The sequence below is a fragment of the Caballeronia choica genome (genome assembly GCF_001544535.1).
GTDB lineage: Bacteria > Pseudomonadota > Gammaproteobacteria > Burkholderiales > Burkholderiaceae > Caballeronia > Caballeronia choica.
Genome location: NZ_FCON02000012.1, coordinates 1 through 16,907, shown reverse-complemented (window position 1 = coordinate 16,907; position 16,907 = coordinate 1). Strand labels below are relative to the sequence as shown.

Genomic DNA, 16,907 nt, shown 5'->3' with positions numbered 1-16,907 from the left:
TCGAGGCGGGCGCTGGCTATCCCGACTCAATCCACCCGATTCACCAACCGCCGCGGCTGCATCAACGCCAGCACCGCGCCAAGCACGAGCGCCCCCGCCACGCAGTAAATCCCGGCGTTCGTGCTATGCGTGACATCCTTCATCCATCCGATGATCGAAGCGCTGACGAACCCCGCCAGATTCCCGATCGAGTTGATCATGCCAATCGCCGCCGCCGCCGACCCGCCCGCAAGAATCGCACTCGGATAGGTCCAGAACACCGGCATGGTCGCGAGCATGCCGGCGGTCCCGACGGTCAGCGCAAGCACGGTGAGGGGAATGTTGCCGACCAGTTGCGTACTGGCAAAAAGGCCCACGCCCGCAAGCACCGCGGGGATCGCGAAGTGCCAGCGCCGCTCGCCGGTGCGGTCCGCGCTGCGAGCGACGAGAAACATGCTCGCGACAGCGCACGCATACGGAATGGCGGTCAGGAGACCCACGTCGAGCGCGGTGCGCACGCCGCTCGCCTTGATGAGCGTCGGCAGGTAGAAGCTGATGCCATAGAGACCCATCATGCAGCAGAAGTAGATGGCCGCCATCTTCCAGATGCGCGCGTCGGCGAATACGCCGGCAAGCGATCCGTGCGTCTTGCCAGCGTTGTCGCGTTCGATATTCGCCTCCAGCACGTGTTTTTCTTCATCGGTCAGCCACTTCGCCGCGCGGATGCCGTTCGGCAAGTAGCACAACGTCACGACGCCCAGCACGGCCGAGGGAATCGCTTCGAGCACGAACAGCCACTGCCAGTTCGACCAGCCGCCCACGCCCTGGAACGCGTTCATGATCCAGCCAGACAACGGGCCGCCCACCACGCCGGCAATCGGAATGCCCATCATGAAGAGCGCGTTCATGCGTCCGCGCCGCTCGGCCGGGAACCAGTAAGTCAGGTAGAGGACGATGCCCGGAAAGAAGCCCGCCTCCGCGACGCCGAGCAGGAAGCGCATCACGTAGAAGGTCGTCGGCGTCTTCACGAACAGCGACGCCGCCGAGATCACCGCCCAGGTGATCATGATCCGCGCGATCCAGACCCGCGCGCCCACACGATGCATGATGATGTTGCTCGGCACCTCGAACAGGAAATAGCCGATGAAGAAGATGCCCGCGCCGAGGCCGTAGACGGTCTCGCTGAAGGCCAGGTCGTTGAGCATCTGCAACTTCGCGAAGCCGACGTTCACGCGGTCGAGATACGCCGCGACGTAGCACACGAACAGGAAGGGCAAAAGCCGCCAGGTGGCTTTCGCATAGGCGCGGCTCTCGACCGACGCTTGGGATAGCGCGGCATGATCGGGTTTGGCGATGATTTCCATGTCTCCAGTCTCTCTTTTTCGATGCGATAAACGGATGCCGCGCGGACTGCCACGGCGAAATAGGAATATTTCTGCCGAACTTCTGCGAAAGAACACGGACGGTCCCGCGCAGGCCTCAGGTGATCGCTTCGTCGACGATCTCGATCCAGTGGCGCACCGGCGTGCGTCCGCCCGCGCCCAGATGCGTCTGGCAGCCGATGTTGGCTGTCGCGATCACGTCGGGGTTGCCGCTTTCGAGCGCGTCGAGTTTGTTGTCGCGCAACTGGCGGGCGAGCGCGGGCTGCGTGAACGAATAGGTTCCCGCCGATCCGCAGCACAAGTGCGCATCGGGAACCGGCGCGAGGTCGAAGCCGAGCCGGCCGAGCACGCCCTCCACCGAGCCGCCGAGTTTTTGCGCATGCTGCAGCGTGCAGGGGCAATGGAAGGCGACGCGCTGGTCGGCCCTGACCTGCAACTGTTCGAGCGGTGCATCGGCGAGGACTTCGCCCAGATCGCGCGCGATTTCGCTGATGCGCCGGGCCTTGGCCGCGTACGCCGGATCGTCGCGCAGCAGGTGGCCGTATTCCTTGACGAACGCGCCGCAGCCGCTCGCCGTCTGGATGATCGCTTCTGCGCCGGCTTGCACGCGGGGCCACCACGCGTCGATGTTGCGGCGTGCCCGTTCGAGGCCCGCTTCCTGCGCATTCAGGTGATAGTCGGTCGCGCCGCAGCAGCCCGCTTCCGGCGCGGCTTCGATGCTGACGCCGAGCCGATCCAGCACGCGCGCGGCGGCGGCATTCGTATTCGGCGACAGCGAGCGTTGCGCGCAGCCTTCGAGCATCAGCATGCGGCGTGCATGACGCACAGGAGGACGTTGCTTCGCGACGGCCGCGGCCAGCGGGATCTTCTCGCCGAGCGCGGCGGGAAGCACGGGCCGCATCATGCGCCCGACCTTGAGCAACGCGCCGAACGTCCTGGCACGCGGAATCACGTGGCGCAGTCCCGCACGCAGCACGCGCTCGGCGACGGGCCGCTCGACCCGGCGTTCCAGCATCTCCCGCCCGATGTCGAGCAGCGCGTGATACGTCACGCCCGAAGGACACGTGGTCTCGCAATTGCGGCAGGTCAGGCACCGGTCGAGATGCAACTGCGTCTTGTCGGTCACCGGTTCGCCTTCGAGCATCTGCTTGATCAGATAGATGCGTCCGCGCGGTCCGTCGAGTTCGTTGCCGAGAAGCTGGTAGGTCGGGCAAGTCGCATTGCAGAAACCGCAATGCACGCATGAACGCAGGATGTCTTCCGCTTCCTGCGCGCGTGGAAGTGTCCTGGCCTCTTCGCTGAGATTGGTCTGCATGGTCGTGATCGCTGTCAGAAGTCGGCGTACATGCGCCCGGGATTGAAAATGCCACGCGGATCGAGGCGCTCTTTCAGTTGCCGGTGAAAGCGCATCAGCGGATGGGCAAGCGGATGAAAAGGGTCGATGTCCGGCGACGGCGTGAAGCAGGTCGCATGGCCGCCCGCCACGCTCGCGATGTGGCGAACGGTGGCCGCGGGCGCATCGCTCTTGAGCCAGCGTTGTGCGCCGCCCCAGTCGATGAGCTCGGCTCCCGGCAATGCGACAAGCGGCGTATTGTTCGGCAGCGACAGGCGCCAGAGCGGGCGCGGGTCGTCGAAGAACGCGAGCCGGTGATCGCGCAGCGACTCCCAGAAGCGCATGTCCAGGTCCTCGCCGCCGATCCGGTCGAGCGCCGCGCGCACCGAGCCCGTGCCGCCTTCCAGACGCACATGCAGCTTGCCGTCGATGTGGCAGGCGCCGCTCACCGGCAGCGCGGCACGGCGCCACGCGAGCAGTTCGCGCATCGCTTCGTCGGCTTCGATCGCGACGGTGAGGCTGCGCTGTTCGCGCGGCCTGGGCAGCACCTTGAGCGAGACTTCCGTGATGAGCCCGAGACACCCGAAGCTGCCGCCGATCAGCCGCGACACGTCGTAGCCCGCCACGTTCTTCATGACCTGGCCGCCGAAGCGCAGATGCTTCGCGTCGCCGGTGATGATCCGGCAGCCGAGGATGAAGTCGCGCACGGACCCCGCCCACGGGCGGCGCGGACCCGACAGGCCCGTCGCGACGGCACCGCCGACGGTCGCTTCACCGCCGAAGGCGGGCGGCTCGCACGGCAGCATCTGATCGGCGTCGGCGAGGATCGCGTTCAGTTCGGCGAGCGGCGTTCCGGCGCGCGCCGTGATCACGAGCTCGCTCGGGTCATAGCTCACGATGCCGCGATGCGTGCGCGTATCGAGCTCCGCGCCCGCGACCGGGCGGCCGAGAAACGCCTTGCTGTCGCCGCCGCGGATGCGCAGCGGATGTCGTTCGGCAAGGGCGTCGCGCACCTGCTCGACGAGACGCGCGCTGTCGTCGGTGGAAATGAGGTCGCGTCGCATCAGAAGCGCTCCAGTTCGGGGAAGGGCAGCGCGCCGTGATGGACGTGCATCGAGCCGAACTCGGCGCAGCGATGCAGCGTCGGCACGTTCTTGCCGGGATTGAGCAGGCCGTCGGGGTCGAACGCGGCCTTGACGGCGTGGAAGAACACCAGCTCGTCGCTGTTGAATTGCGCGCACATCTGGTTGATCTTCTCGCGGCCGACGCCGTGCTCGCCCGTGATGCTGCCGCCGACCGCGACGCACAGTTCGAGGATGCGCGCGCCGATCGTCTCGGCGCGATCCATTTCGCCGGGTGCATTGGCATCGAAGAGGATCAGCGGGTGCATGTTGCCGTCGCCGGCATGGAACACGTTCGCGACCTGCAGCCCGTATTGCGCTGACAGATCCGCGATGCCCTTCAGCACGCGCGCCAGTTCGCGGCGCGGAATGGTGCCGTCCATGCAGTAGTAATCGGGCGAGATGCGGCCGACCGCCGGAAATGCGTTCTTGCGGCCCGCCCAGAAGCGCTGGCGTTCGGCTTCGTTCCTGGCGAGGCGGATTTCGGTTGCGCCCGCCGCGCTCAGCAGCGCTTCGACGCGCTCGCAGTCTTCCTGCACGTCCGACTCCGCGCCGTCGATTTCGCACAGGAGCAGCGCTTCTGCATCGACCGGATAGCCCGCGTGGATGAAGTCTTCCGCCGCGCGGATGGCGAGGTTGTCCATCATTTCGAGGCCCCCGGGAATCACGCCGGCGCCGATGATCTGCGCGACCGCGTCGCCGGCCTTGCCGATGTCGTCGAAGCTCGCGAGCAGCACCTTCGCGCTTTGCGGCTTGGCGAGCAGCTTCACGGTGACTTCGACCACGACGCCGAGCATGCCTTCCGAGCCGGTGAAGAGCGCGAGCAGGTCGAAGCCGGGCGCGTCGAGCGCTTCGGAGCCGAGCGTGAGGCGCTCACCGTCGATCGTCACGATCTCGATCTTCAGGATGTTGTGGACCGTCAGGCCGTACTTCAGGCAATGCACGCCGCCGGCGTTCTCCGCGACATTGCCGCCGATCGAGCACGCGATCTGCGACGACGGATCGGGCGCGTAGTAGAGGCCATGAGGCGCGGCTGCTTGCGAGATCGCGAGATTGCGCACGCCCGGCTGCACGCGGGCGGTGCCGGCTTCGGGATCGAGATCGAGGATGCGGTTGAAACGCGCCATCACGAGCAGGATGCCTTTTTCGAGCGGCAATGCGCCGCCGGACAACCCCGTGCCGGCGCCACGCGCGACGACGGGCACGCCATGCGCCGATGCGTACTTGAGGAGCGCCTGGACCTGATCGATGGTGTCGGGCAGCGCGACCAGCATCGGCGTGATGCGGTAGGCGGACAGGCCGTCGCATTCGAACGGCCGCAGGTCTTCCTTTGCGTGCAGCAACGGCATGTCGGGCAGAAGCGCCTGCAAGTCGCGCACGATGGCGGCTTTGTCGTGGTTGTGCAACGGGCCGTCGAGGCGCTCGTCGTAAGCGTAAGTCATGCGATGTCTCCGGGATGTCCGCGGCTTCTGTCGAGCGTCGGATTGCTGCTGTTTTCCGGATTGTTCCGGTTCAGAAACCGGGTGTCGATGCGTTTTTCAGTGGTAATACCAGTTTTTTATCAGCCAATTTTTAATTGGATTGGCTGTATTCCCGCTGTGAAAAGGCTTCGGGCGAGCAGTCGGATTCCTGCGTGCTATCATCGGGAAGTGGTCATACCAGTGGTGGGCGCCATGCAAGAGACGGGACAGGAAGACAAACGGCAATTGGCAGACGTGGTCGCGGAGCGGATCGAGCGGCTGATCGTCGACGGCGTGTTGAAGCAGGGACAGACGCTGCCGTCGGAGCGGCGTCTCACCGAAAAGCTCGGCGTATCGCGGACGGCGCTTCGCGAAGGGCTGAAGATACTGCGGGCCCGCGGGCTCATCGAGACGTCGCATGGGAAGGGCTCGGTCATTGCGAAGCTGACGGCCGAGCCGGCGCAAACGCCGATGATGCACCTGCTCGGCTCGCAGCCGCGCACGCTCTACGACCTGCTCGAAGTGCGCGAGATGCTCGAAGCGGAATCGGCGAGACTGGCGGCGCTGCGCGGCACGCCTGCCGATTACATCCTCATCACGCGCCGTTACGACGAGATGGTGGCCGTTCATTCGCCGGACACGGACGCATCGACGCATGCCCGGCTCGATCATGCGTTCCACCTTGCGATCTGCGAGGCGTCGCACAATCCGGTGCTCGTGCATACGCTTGCCACGCTGAATGATCTGATGTTGAGTTCGGTGTTCGCTTCGGTGAACAACCTGTATCACCGCGAACCGCAGAAGCGGGTGATCGACCGGCAGCACGCGCGGCTCTATAACGCGGTGACGGGCAAGTTGCCGGAACAGGCGCGCAGGGCGGCGAGCCAGCACATCAAGAGCGTGCGCGAGAGCTTCAGGGAGATCGAACAGGAAGAGCAACGGCTGGTGAGGTCCACGCTGCGGCTCGACGGATGGGGGTAGGGGTTCGCTGGCGCTTTAGAGGTGCGGTGGCGCCGGCGCCGTCCACGACCGCATTCCCGGCGTCATCGCTTTTGTAATCCGCCGGGTGACCGACTATGCTGAAAATCTTGCCGACGGCCCGAGACTGCGATGCCAGCGCGAATCCCGCTTGTCATGATGTTGATCATTTCCTGCGCTGGTCTGTTCGCCGGTTGCGGCGGCCACAGTGCGCAGCCCGACCCGATCGTGCAGATCATGAGCAAGCCGCGCTACACGCAAGCGAAGTCGCAATGGTCGATGGTCGTGATGGATGCGGCAACGGGCGAGGTCGTCGACTCGGTTCAGCCGGACGTGCTCTCGCTCACCGGTTCGGTGCGCAAGCTCTTTTCCGTGGGCACGGCGCTCAACGCGCTCGGCCCGGATCATCGCTTCCAGACGACGGTCTACCGAACCGGCAACATCGACGCGTCGGGAACGCTGGCGGGTGACCTGATCCTTCAGGCATCCGGCGACCTGACGTTCGGCGGCCGCCTGAAGGCCGATGGAACCATCGACTTCACCGACTTCGATCACAACGACGCCCGCGCGTTCGAAGGCGCGCTGCTCACGCCTGAGGACCCGCTTGTCGCGCTGAACGATCTGGCGAGCCAGGTGCGCGCGGCGGGCGTGTCGCGGGTCAATGGGGACGTCGTAATCGACGATCGTCTCTTCGATAGCTTCCGCGTGCCGAACGGAAACGTGCTCATTTCGCCGATCCTCGTCAACGAGAACCTGATCGACGTCACGCTCATGCCCGGCGCGTCGGCGGGCCAGCCGGGCGCGCTCGACTGGCGCCCGAAAACGAGCGCGTTCACCATGCAGGGCACGTCGTCCACGGCGGCGCTGGGCGCGCCGGCGGACATCGCCGTCTCGGGCGATGCGCTCGGCGACGGCAGCCTCACCTGCATCTCTGCGCCGAATTGCGCGGGCACGCTGTCGGGCGCCGCGAGCCTGACCGTGCCCGCGTCGATTCCGCTCGGCTACCGGGCGCCGCTCGTCGGCAATGCGCTCTTTGTCAGCGCGCTGCGCGTCGAGGACCCGGCATCGTTCGCGCGCAACGCGTTCATCGATGCGCTCGTGCGCGCGGGCGTGACGGTGTCCGCGCCGGCGGTCGCGGCGAATGCATCCGGCAAGTTGCCCGCGATGAATTCATATGGGTCCGCGCAGCAGGTCGCGCGTTTCATGTCGCCGCCTTATTCGGAAGCGGCCAGGCTGATTCTGAAAGTGAGCCTGAACACCGGCGCCAACCTGAGCCTCATGTATGTGGGCCTGAACCAGGGCGCGCGCACAGTTAGCGATGCGCTCGCGGTCGAGCGCAAGACGCTCACGAGCGACATCGGGCTTCCGGGCGCCAGCTTCGACTTTCCGACCAATGGCAGCGGCACGCCGGACAGCCGCGCGACGGCGCGGACGACCGCCATGTTGCTCAGCGTGATGAGCCATCGTTCGACGTATCCGGCTTATCGCAATGCACTGCCCGTGCTGGGCGTGGATGGCTCGCTTGCCGGAGTCGGCACGACCGTGGCGGGCAAGGAGCACATCGCCGTCAAGAGCGGCGCGACGATCACGGATGGTCAGATGGTCGCGATGAACATGGCCGGATATATCGACGCGCGAAGCGGGAGGAAGCTTTGCTTTGCGCTCTTCGTCAATAACGCGGGGCCGCTGGCGGCGTTCAGCGATACGCTCGATGTGTTCAACGATGAAGCACAGATACTCGGGATTGTTTATGGGCGGTATTAGGGGTTGGGTATCAGCACGTATCAGCACCACCCAACCCAGACCCTACAGCGACCGCAATTCAAACCGCTTGAGCTTGCCGGTCTCGGTCCGAGGCAACGCATTGACGAATCGAATCGCACGCGGATACTTATACGGTGCAATCTGCTGCTTGACGAAGCCCTGCAACTCCGCGACGAGTGCATCCCCCGCCACATACCCGCGGTTAAGCACGACAAACGCCTTGACGATCTGCCCGCGTTCCTCATCGGCGGCCCCGATCACGCCGCATTCCGCCACGGCCTCATGCAGCATCAGTGCGCTTTCCACCTCCGGGCCGGAGATGTTATAGCCAGCCGACACGATCATGTCGTCCGCGCGAGCCTGATAGAACACATAGCCATCCGCATCGATGCGAACGGTATCGCCGGGAAGGTTCCAGCCGTCGCGCACGAACTTCGCCTGCCGCTCGTCGCTCAGGTAGCGGCAACCGGTCGGCCCTTTCACGGCGAGCTTGCCGACTTCGCCAACGGGCACCGGGCGCATTTCATCGTCGACTGCCTGCACGATATAGCCCGGCACCGCGCGGCCGATCGCATGCCGCCGCGCTTCATCAGCCGCGCTCGACACGAAGATGTGGATCATCTCCGTTCCGCCGATGCCGTCGATCATCTCGATGCCGGTCGCCTCGTGCCAGAGCTGACGGGTCGCGTCGGGCAGGGCTTCGCCAGCCGATACCGTTTTCTTCAGGCTCGACAGGTCGAAGCGCGAAACGAGCGCCGCCATCTGCCGATAAAACGTGGGCGCAGTGAACATGATGGTCGCGTTAAAGCGCTCGACGCTCGCGAGCAGCGTCTCGGGCGTGAGCCGCTCCATCAGCACCGTCGATGCGCCGGCGCGCAGCGGAAAGAACAGCAGCCCGCCAAGGCCGAACGTGAACGCGAGCGGCGGCGTACCGCAGAACACGTCATCGGGCGTCGGCTTGAGCACGTGACGCGGAAACAGGTCGCACATCGCGAGCACGTCGCGATGAAAGTGCATGCAGCCCTTCGGCTTGCCGGTCGTGCCGCTCGTGAACGCGATGAGGCACACGTCGTCGGCGGCCGTATCGACAGCGGTGAATTCAGCGGGCTGGGCAGCGGCGAGCGCTTCGACCGCGTCGGGGGCGTCGTGATGAAAGAGCCGCACTTGCCGCAGGCTCGGGCAGTAGTGCGGATGCGCCGGATCGCTGCACGGGGCGAGTTCGTCGACGAGCCGCGCATCGCACAGTGCGGCCGCGACCTCGGCCTTGTCGACGATCTGCTTGAGCTCCTTCGAGCGCAGGAGCGGCATGGTCGGCACGACGACGAGTCCCGCCTTGAGCGATGCGAGCCAGACGACCGCCATGTGCAAGGTGTTCGGACCGCGCAGCAGGATACGGTTGCCCGGCACGAGCCCCATCTCGTTCACGAGCACATGCGCCGTGCGGTTCACGCGCTCGCGCAATTCACGGTAGGTCGTGACCTGGGTCGTGCCGTTTTCGTCGGACCAGATCGCGGGCCGCTCGCCGAACCCGCGTTCGTCGATCATCCGGTCGAGCAGTTCGGCCGCGCAATTGAAGCGCGCCGGATACCGGATATCGGCGTTGTCGAGCAGGAACTCCGGCCACTGTTCGGGCGGCGGCAGGTTGTCGCGGGCGAACGTATCGACGTGAGCCGAGGGTTGCATGAAAGACCTCCGGAAAGCGATAAACAGGGTTATGCGTGATGGTGGCTTCTGCTTCAGTCCGGAATGACGGCCGTCGCTTCGATCTCGACCTTCGCTTCGTCTTCGATCAGCGCGACGACCTGGACTGCGCTCATCGCGATGTCGTAGTCGCCGATCAGCTCTCGAAACCCACGGCCGATGTCCTTCAGCGCGGCAAGATATTCGCGCTTGTCGGTCACGTACCACGTGAGGCGCACGAGATGCTCCGGCTTGCCGCCAGCCTCGGCCAGCACGTCGACGATGTTTTGCAGCGCTTGTTTCGCTTGTGCGGCGAAGTCGCTGGTATGAAACCGCGCTTCGGCATCCCAGCCGATCTGGCCTGCGATGAACACCTGGGTGCCGCGCGCGGCGACGCCGTTGGCATAGCCGCGCGGCGCGGTCCAGCTCGGAGGAAGCAAGGCTTGTTTCATGATTGCGGTTCCTGTGTGGTGCCGGCGGCATCCGGTGCGAAGCGAACCAGCGCCGTGCGGATGTCATCCGGGATGTCGATCGATGCGCCCGTCTCGAACGATGTCGTGACGAGCACCTGTTGGGCACTGAAGCGCGTCGCGCCGTCAGCGTGACCCGTGATGTCGATGGTGATCGAGCGGCGCCCCAGGCGCCGCAGTGCAAGGGTCAGCATGATCGTTTCGCCCATCTGGCTCGGCTTGGAGAACGCGCAGTCGAGCTTGACGATCGGCAGGCCGACGCGCCGCGTGCGGATCATCGCGCTGTAGTCGATGTCGAGCGACTCGTTGAACCAGTCCTCGACGAGCACGTTGGTCATCACGAGATATTGCGGAAAGAAGACGATGCCAGCCGGATCGCAATGCGAGAACCGGATGCGCACGGGGCGCTCGAACGTCATGACGCCTCCCTGGCATGCGTCTTCAGCAAGTCGCGTCCTACGATCAGTTGCTGCACTTCGGTCGCGCCTTCGTAGATGCGCAGTGCGCGAATCTCGCGATACAACTGCTCGACGACCGAGTTGCTTTGCACGCCGCGCCCGCCCCAGAGTTGCACGGCCGCATCGATGACTTGCTGCGCGCCTTCGCTCGCGTGCCACTTCGCGAGCGCCGCTTCACGCGTGACCGGCTTGCCCTGATCGCGCAGCCATGCGGCGCGATAGACGAGGAGCGCGGCGCTGTCGATGGTGAGCGCCATCTGGGCGAGCTTCGCCTGCGTCAGTTGAAAGTCGCCGAGGGTCTGGCCGAACATCTTGCGCGATGCGGCGCGCGTGAGTCCTTCGTCCATCGCGCGGCGAGCGAAGCCGAGCGAAGCGGCGGCCACCGAGGTGCGGAAGATATCGAGCGTGCGCATCGCGAGCTTGAAACCTTCGCCGGGGTTGCCAAGCAGCGCCGAGCGCGGCACGCGTGCGCCGTCGAAGCGCAGGCGAGCAAGCGGATGCGGCGCGATCACGTCGATGCGTTCCGCGATCTTGAGCCCCGGCGTGTCGGCATCCACGATGAACGCGCTGATGCCGCGCGCGCCCGGCGCCTCGCCGGTTCGTGCGAACACGACGTAGAAGTCCGCGATGCCGCCGTTCGAGATCCAGGTCTTCTCGCCATCGAGAATGAAGAAGTCTTTTTCGGCGCGCGCGGTGAGGGCAAGCGCGGCGACATCCGATCCGGCGTCGGGCTCCGACAGCGCGAACGCCGCGAGCGCTTCACCGGCGGCCACGCGCGGCAGGTAGCGTTCCTTTTGCGCGTCGCTGCCGGCGAGCGTGATCGCGCCGGAGCCGAGGCCCTGCATCGCCAGCGCGAAGTCGGCGAGGCCGCTGTGGCGCGCGAGCACTTCACGCAGCACGCAGACGGCGCGCGTATCGATGGTGTCGCCGTGGCCGCCATACGCGGTGCCGCCCACGCCGTAACGCAGCCAGCCCGCGGCGCCGAGTTCGCGCACGAGGTGGCGGCAGGCGGCGTCGACGTCGTCGTGTCCGACGTGGTCCAGATGCTCCGCCGCCCACGCAGTGATGCGCCGGCCCAACTCGCGATGGCGTTCCTCGAAGAACGGCCAGTCGAGTGCATCGGTGAATGCGTCGGCCATGTCAGTCTCCCTCGAAAACAGGCCGCGTCTTCGCGGCGAACGCACGATACGCGCGTCCGAAATCCTGCGTCGCCATGCAGATGGCCTGCGCCTGCGCCTCGGATTCGATCGCTTCGTCGATGCCCATGTTCCATTCCTGATGCAGCATCTTCTTCGTGATGCCGTGTGCGAAGGTCGGGCCAGCGGCCAGTTCGGCGGCGAGTGTCTGTGCTTCCTTCACGACGTCATCCGGCTGGCAGAGCCGGTTATAGAAGCCCCACGCGTGCGCTTCGTCGCCGCTTGCGGAGCGGCCCGTGAAGAGCAGGTCGGCGGCGCGTCCCTGGCCGATGATGCGCGGCAGCAGTGCGCACGCGCCCATGTCGCAGCCGGCGAGGCCGACGCGCGTGAACAGGAACGCGAGCTTGCTGCGGGCCGTTCCCAGACGCAGGTCGGAGGCCATCGCCATGATCGCGCCGGCGCCGGCGCACACGCCGTCCACCGCGGCGATCACCGGCTGCGGGCAATGGCGCATCGCCTTCACGAGATCGCCCGTCATGCGCGTGAACATCAGCAGTTCGGGCATCGGCAGATCGACGAGCGGCGCGATGATGTCGTGCACGTCGCCGCCCGAGCAGAAGTTGCCGCCCGCGCCATGAATCACGATGGCCTTGACGTCGGTCGCGTAGGCGAGTTGCCTGAACAGGTCGCGCAACTCGGCATACGACTCGAAGGTGAGCGGGTTCTTGCGTTCGGGCCGGTTCAGCGTGATCGTGCCGACCTTGCCGTCGACCGACCAGCCGAAGTGTTCGGCGCGATAGTGCGCAAGCGTCGTCCGGTTGCCGGTGAAAAGCGCGGCGGCGGGGGTTTCGTTCATCGAGTGTCTCCGTGTTGTTCCGTACTGCGTGCCGCCTGCCGCTGCATCAAGGCTTGACGATGTCGCGCAGGTGCTGCTTGAGCCGCCCGAGCTTCTGGTGCATGCGCGCCTTGTCCGCGAGCGGCAGGCCGCCGAGCAGTTCGACGACCCATTGTTCATGGGCGCGCGCCATGCGGTCGAAGAGCAGCCGGCCGTTCGGCGTGAGCCGTACGGTGTACGCGCGGCGGTCGGCGGGATCGGCGTCGCGCACCACGAGGTCTTCCTTTTCCAGTTGATCGGTCAAGCCCGTCACGTTGCCGCCCGTCACCATCAGGCGTCGCGAAAGCTCGCTCATCTTCAGGCCTTCCGGGTGGCGTTCGAGTTGCGCCATCAGGTCGAAACGCGGCAGCGTGGTGTTGAATTCGTTGCGCAGCCGCTTGCGCAATTCCGTCTGCACGAGATTGGTCGTCGTCAGGAGCCGCAGCCACAGGCGCAGTCCCATGTGGCTGTCGACGCCGGTGCTCATCTCGAGATCGACGACGTTGTCGGCGAGCGCGGCGTCGCGCTTCGGGTTGTTCTTGACGGTACGCGTGGCGGCTTTGGTCACATTACTTCTCCACCTGAAATCGATATCGCCTGGCCTGTGAGGGCATCGGAGCCGGGCGAACACAGCCACAGGACCGAATGCGCGACTTCCTCGGGCGTGACGAAACGGCGTTGCGGGTTGCTGCGCAGCAGGGCGTCGCGCGCCTCGTCTTCGCTGCGCGAGGTCTGCGCGACGATCCGTCCGACCGATTGCCGCAGCAGTTCCGTCTCCGTGTAGCCGGGGCACACCGCGTTCACGGTGACGCCCCGTGTCGCGACTTCGAGCGCGAGCGATCGCGTCATGCCGATCACGCCATGCTTGGCCGCGCAATACGCGGCGACATACGCGTAGCCGACCTGTCCTGCCGTGCTCGCGACGTTGACGATGCGGCCGTTGCCGCGTTCGAGCATCGCGGGAAGCGCGGCCTGCGTGCAGAGAAAGACGCCGGTCAGGTTCACATCGAGCATGCGCTGCCAGAGCGCGAGATCGGTCTTCGCGAATGGCGACGCCTCGGCCTGTCCCGCGTTGTTGACGAGGATATCGACAGCGCCGAACGCGGCGGCTGCGCCTGCAAACGCGGACGCGACCGACTCGGGCTGCGTGACGTCGACAGCCTGCACCTGTACCTCGCCATCGTGGGCGAGCATGTCGCGCTGATAGGCGAGACGCGCCGCATCGCGGCCCATCAGCGTGACGCGCGCGCCGGCTGCGACGAGCGCCTGCGCGATCGCAGCGCCGATGCCGCTGCCGCCGCCTGTCACGACCGCATGGCGATGGGTGAGCAAAGAGCCGTTCATGCTGCGTCCTTCGCGTGCTGTGCGCGCTCGCGTTCGTAGTTGCGTTCGAGTTGCGCTTTCGCCGCGCGATACTGCTTCGGCCATGCGATATCGAAGTAGCCGATCCGCGCCCCCTCGTTGAGCGTCCATGCCGGGTTGGCGAGATGCGGCCGCGCGATGGCGCACAGGTCCGCGCGGCCCGCCGCGATGATGCTGTTCACGTGATCCGCCTCGGAGATCGCACCGACCGCGATCGTCGCGATGCCGGCTTCGTTGCGCACGCGGTCGGAGAAGGGCGTCTGGAACATGCGGCCGTAGACGGGCTTCTCGTCCTTGCTGACCTGTCCCGACGACACGTCGATGAGGTCCGCGCCCGCTGTCTTGAAGGCGCGCGCGATCTCGACGGCGTCGTCGGGCGTCATGCCGCCGTCGACCCAGTCATGCGCGGAAATGCGCACGGACATCGGCTTGTCGGCGGGCCACACGGCACGCATCGCCCGGAACACGTCGAGCGGAAAGCGCAGGCGGTTCGCGAGCGAGCCGCCGTATTCGTCGCTGCGATGATTGGTGAGCGGGGACAGGAAGCCCGACAGCAGATAGCCGTGCGCGCAGTGCAGTTCGAGCCAGTCGAAACCGGCCTCGACGGCGAGTTCGGTGGAGCGCACGAACTGCGCCTCGATCGCGCGCAGGTCTTCGACGCTCGCCTCCCGCGACCAGTGGCTGACGCCGCGCAGATACTGCTGCGGCGACGCCGAAACGGTCGGCCAGTTGCCTTCGTCGAGCGGCTGGTCGATGCCTTCCCACGCCACTTTCGTCGATGCCTTGCCGCCCGCGTGTCCGAGCTGAATGCCGAGCTTCGCATCCGACTCGCGATGCACGAACTCGACGATGCGCCGCCACGCGTCGCGTTGCGCTTCGTTGTAGAGACCCGGGCAGCCCGGTGTGATGCGCGCTTCGGGCGAGACGCAGGTCATCTCCGTCATGACGAGCGCGGCGCCGCCCATTGCGCGGGCGCCGAGATGCATCAGGTGATAGTCGCCCGCGATGCCGTCGACGGCGGAGTACTGCGCCATCGGCGAGACGACGATGCGGTTCTTGAGCGTCACGCCGCGCAGCGTGAACGGCGTGAACATCGGCGGGACCGGGCGCTTCGTGTCGTCCGTCACGTCGATGCCCGAGCGTTGCGCGATCCAGTTCTCGAATTCCGCCAGATACGCGGCGTCGCGTTCACGCAGGTTCTCGTGCGAGATGCGCTGCGAGCGTGTCAGCAGCGAATAGGCGAACTGTTCCGGCTCGAACGAGGCATAGCGCTGCACGTTCTCGAACCACTCTGTCGAATTGCGCGCCGCATTCTGGATGCGCAGGACATCGACGCTGCGCACATCGCTGTAATGCTTCAGCGCGCCGTCGAGATCGTGGGGATGCGCCGCGATGCTGTTCGCCAGTTCGATCGCGTCTTCGAGCGCCAGCTTGGTGCCCGAGCCGATGGAGAAGTGCGCCGTGTGCGCCGCGTCGCCCATCAGCACGATCGGTGTCGTCCGGCCGTCGGCGCGTGGGCGGTAATGGACCCAGTTCTCGTTCACCACGCGCGGAAAGCGGATCCATTGCGCGGAGCCTCGCAGATGCTCGGCGTTCGACTTGAGCTTGTGGCCGTCGAGATAGCGGGCGAACAGCCGTTCGCAGAACGCGATGCTGTCTTCCTTGCTCATCTCGTCGAGCCCTGCCGCGCGCCAGACGCGCTCGGGCGTCTCGACGATGAACGTGGACGTGTGACCGTCGAAGCGGTACGCGTGGGCCTGGAACCAGCCCCATTCGGTTTTCTCGAATGCGAACGTGAAGGCGTCGAAGAGCTTGTCGGTGCCGAGCCACACGAAGCGGCAATCGCGCATGTCGATATCGGGCTTGTAAGTGGCCGCATACTTCGTGCGGATCGCGCTGTTCAGGCCGTCGCACGCGACGATGAGGTCGGCGTCGTAGGCTTCGTCGTTGGTCACCAGCGTCTCGAAGACGAGTTTCACGCCGAGTTCCTCGGCGCGCGCCTGGAGGATGTTGAGAAGCCGCTTCCTGCCGATGCCGCAAAAACCGTGGCCGGAGGAACGCTGCGTGCGCCCGCCGAAATGGATGTCGATGTCGTCCCAGTGGTTGAACGCCTCGAGGATCGCGTTCGCGCTCGGCGCGTCGGCGCCTTGGAGGTTGCCGAGGGTCTGGTCGGAGAACACGACGCCCCAGCCGAACGTATCGTACGGACGATTACGCTCGACCACGGTCACCTCGTGCTCGGGATTCTGCTTCTTCATCAACAGGCCGAAGTACAGACCGGCCGGACCGCCGCCGATGCAAACGATGCGCATGCCCGCTCCTTGCGTGGGGGAAACTGTGACTTTAATTTAAGCTTAGATATTTTAAGTGTCAAGTAATTTTCGCTGGCGCTTGGGGTGGGTGTGGTTTACACCGTTTTGATGCGCTTGGGCTTCCATGGAACTTGTATTCTTAGTGGTTTATTTGCTCTGCCCCTGTCCGGGGCGGGACTCACTTTCTTTGCTGCTGCAAAGAAAGTAAGCAAAGAAAGCAGCTTCCCACCGCCAATGCTTGCCATGCGCCGCTAGACCGTTTCTTCTGAGTGGTCCAACCGGGGGAGTGTCGTTAGCGGGGTTTCATCGTTGTTGGCATGTAGAAGAGGCACGGGCATCGCACCGCAATACGGAGTGGACCAGCAGTCATACATCCGGCCTCGCGCTACGCGCTCACCCGTCAGGCAAAACCGAGACCCGTAACCCATCGCTATATCACCATCCTACGTTCGTGCTTGCTGCATGCTTCAGTTCACCGCTTAGCGAACCTGTCGTCGGGCACGAAGTGCCGAGACGGATGTATGACTGCTGTTCCACTCCCTGTCGCGGTGCGACGTGCGCGCCTTTTCTACATGCCAACAACGATGAAACCCCGCTA

The 16,907-nt window shown here is 65.4% G+C and carries 14 protein-coding genes; 2 read left to right on the top strand and 12 right to left on the bottom strand.

Annotated elements, in window-relative coordinates:
* Nucleotides 1-26 precede the first annotated feature (26 nt).
* The 4 genes from AWB68_RS07740 to glcD form a co-directional block, all read right to left on the bottom strand.
* Entirely contained in the window at nt 27-1,343 is a 1,317-nt protein-coding gene (locus tag AWB68_RS07740) for an MFS transporter (protein ID WP_087643771.1), read from the bottom strand.
* A gap of 115 nt (nt 1,344-1,458) precedes the next feature.
* Nucleotides 1,459-2,676, bottom strand: a complete 1,218-nt coding sequence (gene glcF / locus AWB68_RS07735) for a glycolate oxidase subunit GlcF (RefSeq protein WP_087643770.1) — start codon at nt 2,674-2,676, stop codon at nt 1,459-1,461.
* A gap of 14 nt (nt 2,677-2,690) precedes the next feature.
* Entirely contained in the window at nt 2,691-3,758 is a 1,068-nt protein-coding gene (glcE, locus tag AWB68_RS07730) for a glycolate oxidase subunit GlcE (protein ID WP_087643769.1), read from the bottom strand.
* On the bottom strand, nt 3,758-5,257 hold the full coding sequence (gene glcD, locus AWB68_RS07725) for a glycolate oxidase subunit GlcD (RefSeq protein ID WP_087643768.1): 1,500 nt from the start codon (nt 5,255-5,257) through the stop codon (nt 3,758-3,760). The genes glcE and glcD overlap by 1 nt, the downstream gene beginning before the upstream one ends.
* Nucleotides 5,258-5,488: 231 nt before the next feature.
* On the opposite strand from glcD, the gene glcC reads away from it, so the two are divergent.
* Both glcC and AWB68_RS07715 read left to right on the top strand, forming a co-directional pair.
* On the top strand, nt 5,489-6,256 hold the full coding sequence (gene glcC / locus AWB68_RS07720) for a transcriptional regulator GlcC (RefSeq protein WP_087643767.1): 768 nt from the start codon (nt 5,489-5,491) through the stop codon (nt 6,254-6,256).
* Nucleotides 6,257-6,385: 129 nt separating this feature from the next.
* Nucleotides 6,386-8,017: a D-alanyl-D-alanine carboxypeptidase/D-alanyl-D-alanine-endopeptidase gene (locus AWB68_RS07715; protein WP_087643766.1), complete on the top strand. Its 1,632-nt coding sequence runs from the start codon at nt 6,386-6,388 to the stop codon at nt 8,015-8,017.
* 42 nt (nt 8,018-8,059) lie between these two features.
* Here the strand turns inward: AWB68_RS07715 and AWB68_RS07710 are convergent, their stop codons facing one another.
* From AWB68_RS07710 to AWB68_RS07675, 8 genes are read right to left on the bottom strand one after another with little or no spacing between them, the layout of a single operon-like run.
* Nucleotides 8,060-9,700: an AMP-binding protein gene (locus tag AWB68_RS07710; protein ID WP_087643765.1), complete on the bottom strand. Its 1,641-nt coding sequence runs from the start codon at nt 9,698-9,700 to the stop codon at nt 8,060-8,062.
* 53 nt (nt 9,701-9,753) lie between these two features.
* Nucleotides 9,754-10,149 carry a RidA family protein gene (locus tag AWB68_RS07705; protein ID WP_087643764.1) on the bottom strand — a complete coding sequence of 132 codons (396 nt, stop codon included), beginning with the start codon at nt 10,147-10,149 and terminating at the stop codon, nt 9,754-9,756.
* Nucleotides 10,146-10,586, bottom strand: a complete 441-nt coding sequence (locus AWB68_RS07700; protein ID WP_087643763.1) for an acyl-CoA thioesterase — start codon at nt 10,584-10,586, stop codon at nt 10,146-10,148. Before AWB68_RS07700 ends, AWB68_RS07705 begins: the two co-directional genes overlap by 4 nt.
* A complete protein-coding gene (locus AWB68_RS07695) occupies nt 10,583-11,764 on the bottom strand; it encodes an acyl-CoA dehydrogenase family protein (protein WP_087643762.1) in 1,182 nt (393 codons plus the stop codon). Before AWB68_RS07695 ends, AWB68_RS07700 begins: the two co-directional genes overlap by 4 nt.
* Before the next feature lies 1 nt (nt 11,765).
* Nucleotides 11,766-12,617, bottom strand: coding sequence for an enoyl-CoA hydratase family protein (locus AWB68_RS07690; RefSeq protein ID WP_087643761.1), 852 nt, complete (start codon nt 12,615-12,617; stop codon nt 11,766-11,768).
* A 46-nt stretch (nt 12,618-12,663) separates the two neighbouring features.
* Nucleotides 12,664-13,203 carry a MarR family winged helix-turn-helix transcriptional regulator gene (locus AWB68_RS07685; protein WP_235028249.1) on the bottom strand — a complete coding sequence of 180 codons (540 nt, stop codon included), beginning with the start codon at nt 13,201-13,203 and terminating at the stop codon, nt 12,664-12,666.
* The gene (locus AWB68_RS07680; RefSeq protein WP_087643760.1) at nt 13,200-13,979 is read right to left on the bottom strand and encodes an SDR family NAD(P)-dependent oxidoreductase; all 780 of its coding nucleotides are present in this window, start codon (nt 13,977-13,979) and stop codon (nt 13,200-13,202) included. The genes AWB68_RS07685 and AWB68_RS07680 overlap by 4 nt, the downstream gene beginning before the upstream one ends.
* Nucleotides 13,976-16,309, bottom strand: coding sequence for a bifunctional salicylyl-CoA 5-hydroxylase/oxidoreductase (locus AWB68_RS07675; RefSeq protein ID WP_087643759.1), 2,334 nt, complete (start codon nt 16,307-16,309; stop codon nt 13,976-13,978). The genes AWB68_RS07680 and AWB68_RS07675 overlap by 4 nt, the downstream gene beginning before the upstream one ends.
* Nucleotides 16,310-16,907 lie beyond the last annotated feature (598 nt).

Excerpts from the sequence above, each read along its gene's own strand:
- glcF (WP_087643770.1), bottom strand. The coding sequence starts at position 2,676 with ATGCAGACCAATCTCAGCGAAGAGGCCAGGACACTTCCACGCGCGCAG.
- glcE (WP_087643769.1), bottom strand. The coding sequence starts at position 3,758 with ATGCGACGCGACCTCATTTCCACCGACGACAGCGCGCGTCTCGTCGAG.
- glcD (WP_087643768.1), bottom strand. The coding sequence starts at position 5,257 with ATGACTTACGCTTACGACGAGCGCCTCGACGGCCCGTTGCACAACCAC.
- AWB68_RS07695 (WP_087643762.1), bottom strand. The coding sequence starts at position 11,764 with ATGGCCGACGCATTCACCGATGCACTCGACTGGCCGTTCTTCGAGGAA.
- AWB68_RS07710 (WP_087643765.1), bottom strand. The coding sequence starts at position 9,700 with ATGCAACCCTCGGCTCACGTCGATACGTTCGCCCGCGACAACCTGCCG.
- AWB68_RS07740 (WP_087643771.1), bottom strand. The coding sequence starts at position 1,343 with ATGGAAATCATCGCCAAACCCGATCATGCCGCGCTATCCCAAGCGTCG.
- AWB68_RS07715 (WP_087643766.1), top strand. The coding sequence starts at position 6,386 with ATGCCAGCGCGAATCCCGCTTGTCATGATGTTGATCATTTCCTGCGCT.
- AWB68_RS07690 (WP_087643761.1), bottom strand. The coding sequence starts at position 12,617 with ATGAACGAAACCCCCGCCGCCGCGCTTTTCACCGGCAACCGGACGACG.
- AWB68_RS07705 (WP_087643764.1), bottom strand. The coding sequence starts at position 10,149 with ATGAAACAAGCCTTGCTTCCTCCGAGCTGGACCGCGCCGCGCGGCTAT.
- glcC (WP_087643767.1), top strand. The coding sequence starts at position 5,489 with ATGCAAGAGACGGGACAGGAAGACAAACGGCAATTGGCAGACGTGGTC.
- AWB68_RS07700 (WP_087643763.1), bottom strand. The coding sequence starts at position 10,586 with ATGACGTTCGAGCGCCCCGTGCGCATCCGGTTCTCGCATTGCGATCCG.
- AWB68_RS07680 (WP_087643760.1), bottom strand. The coding sequence starts at position 13,979 with ATGAACGGCTCTTTGCTCACCCATCGCCATGCGGTCGTGACAGGCGGC.
- AWB68_RS07675 (WP_087643759.1), bottom strand. The coding sequence starts at position 16,309 with ATGCGCATCGTTTGCATCGGCGGCGGTCCGGCCGGTCTGTACTTCGGC.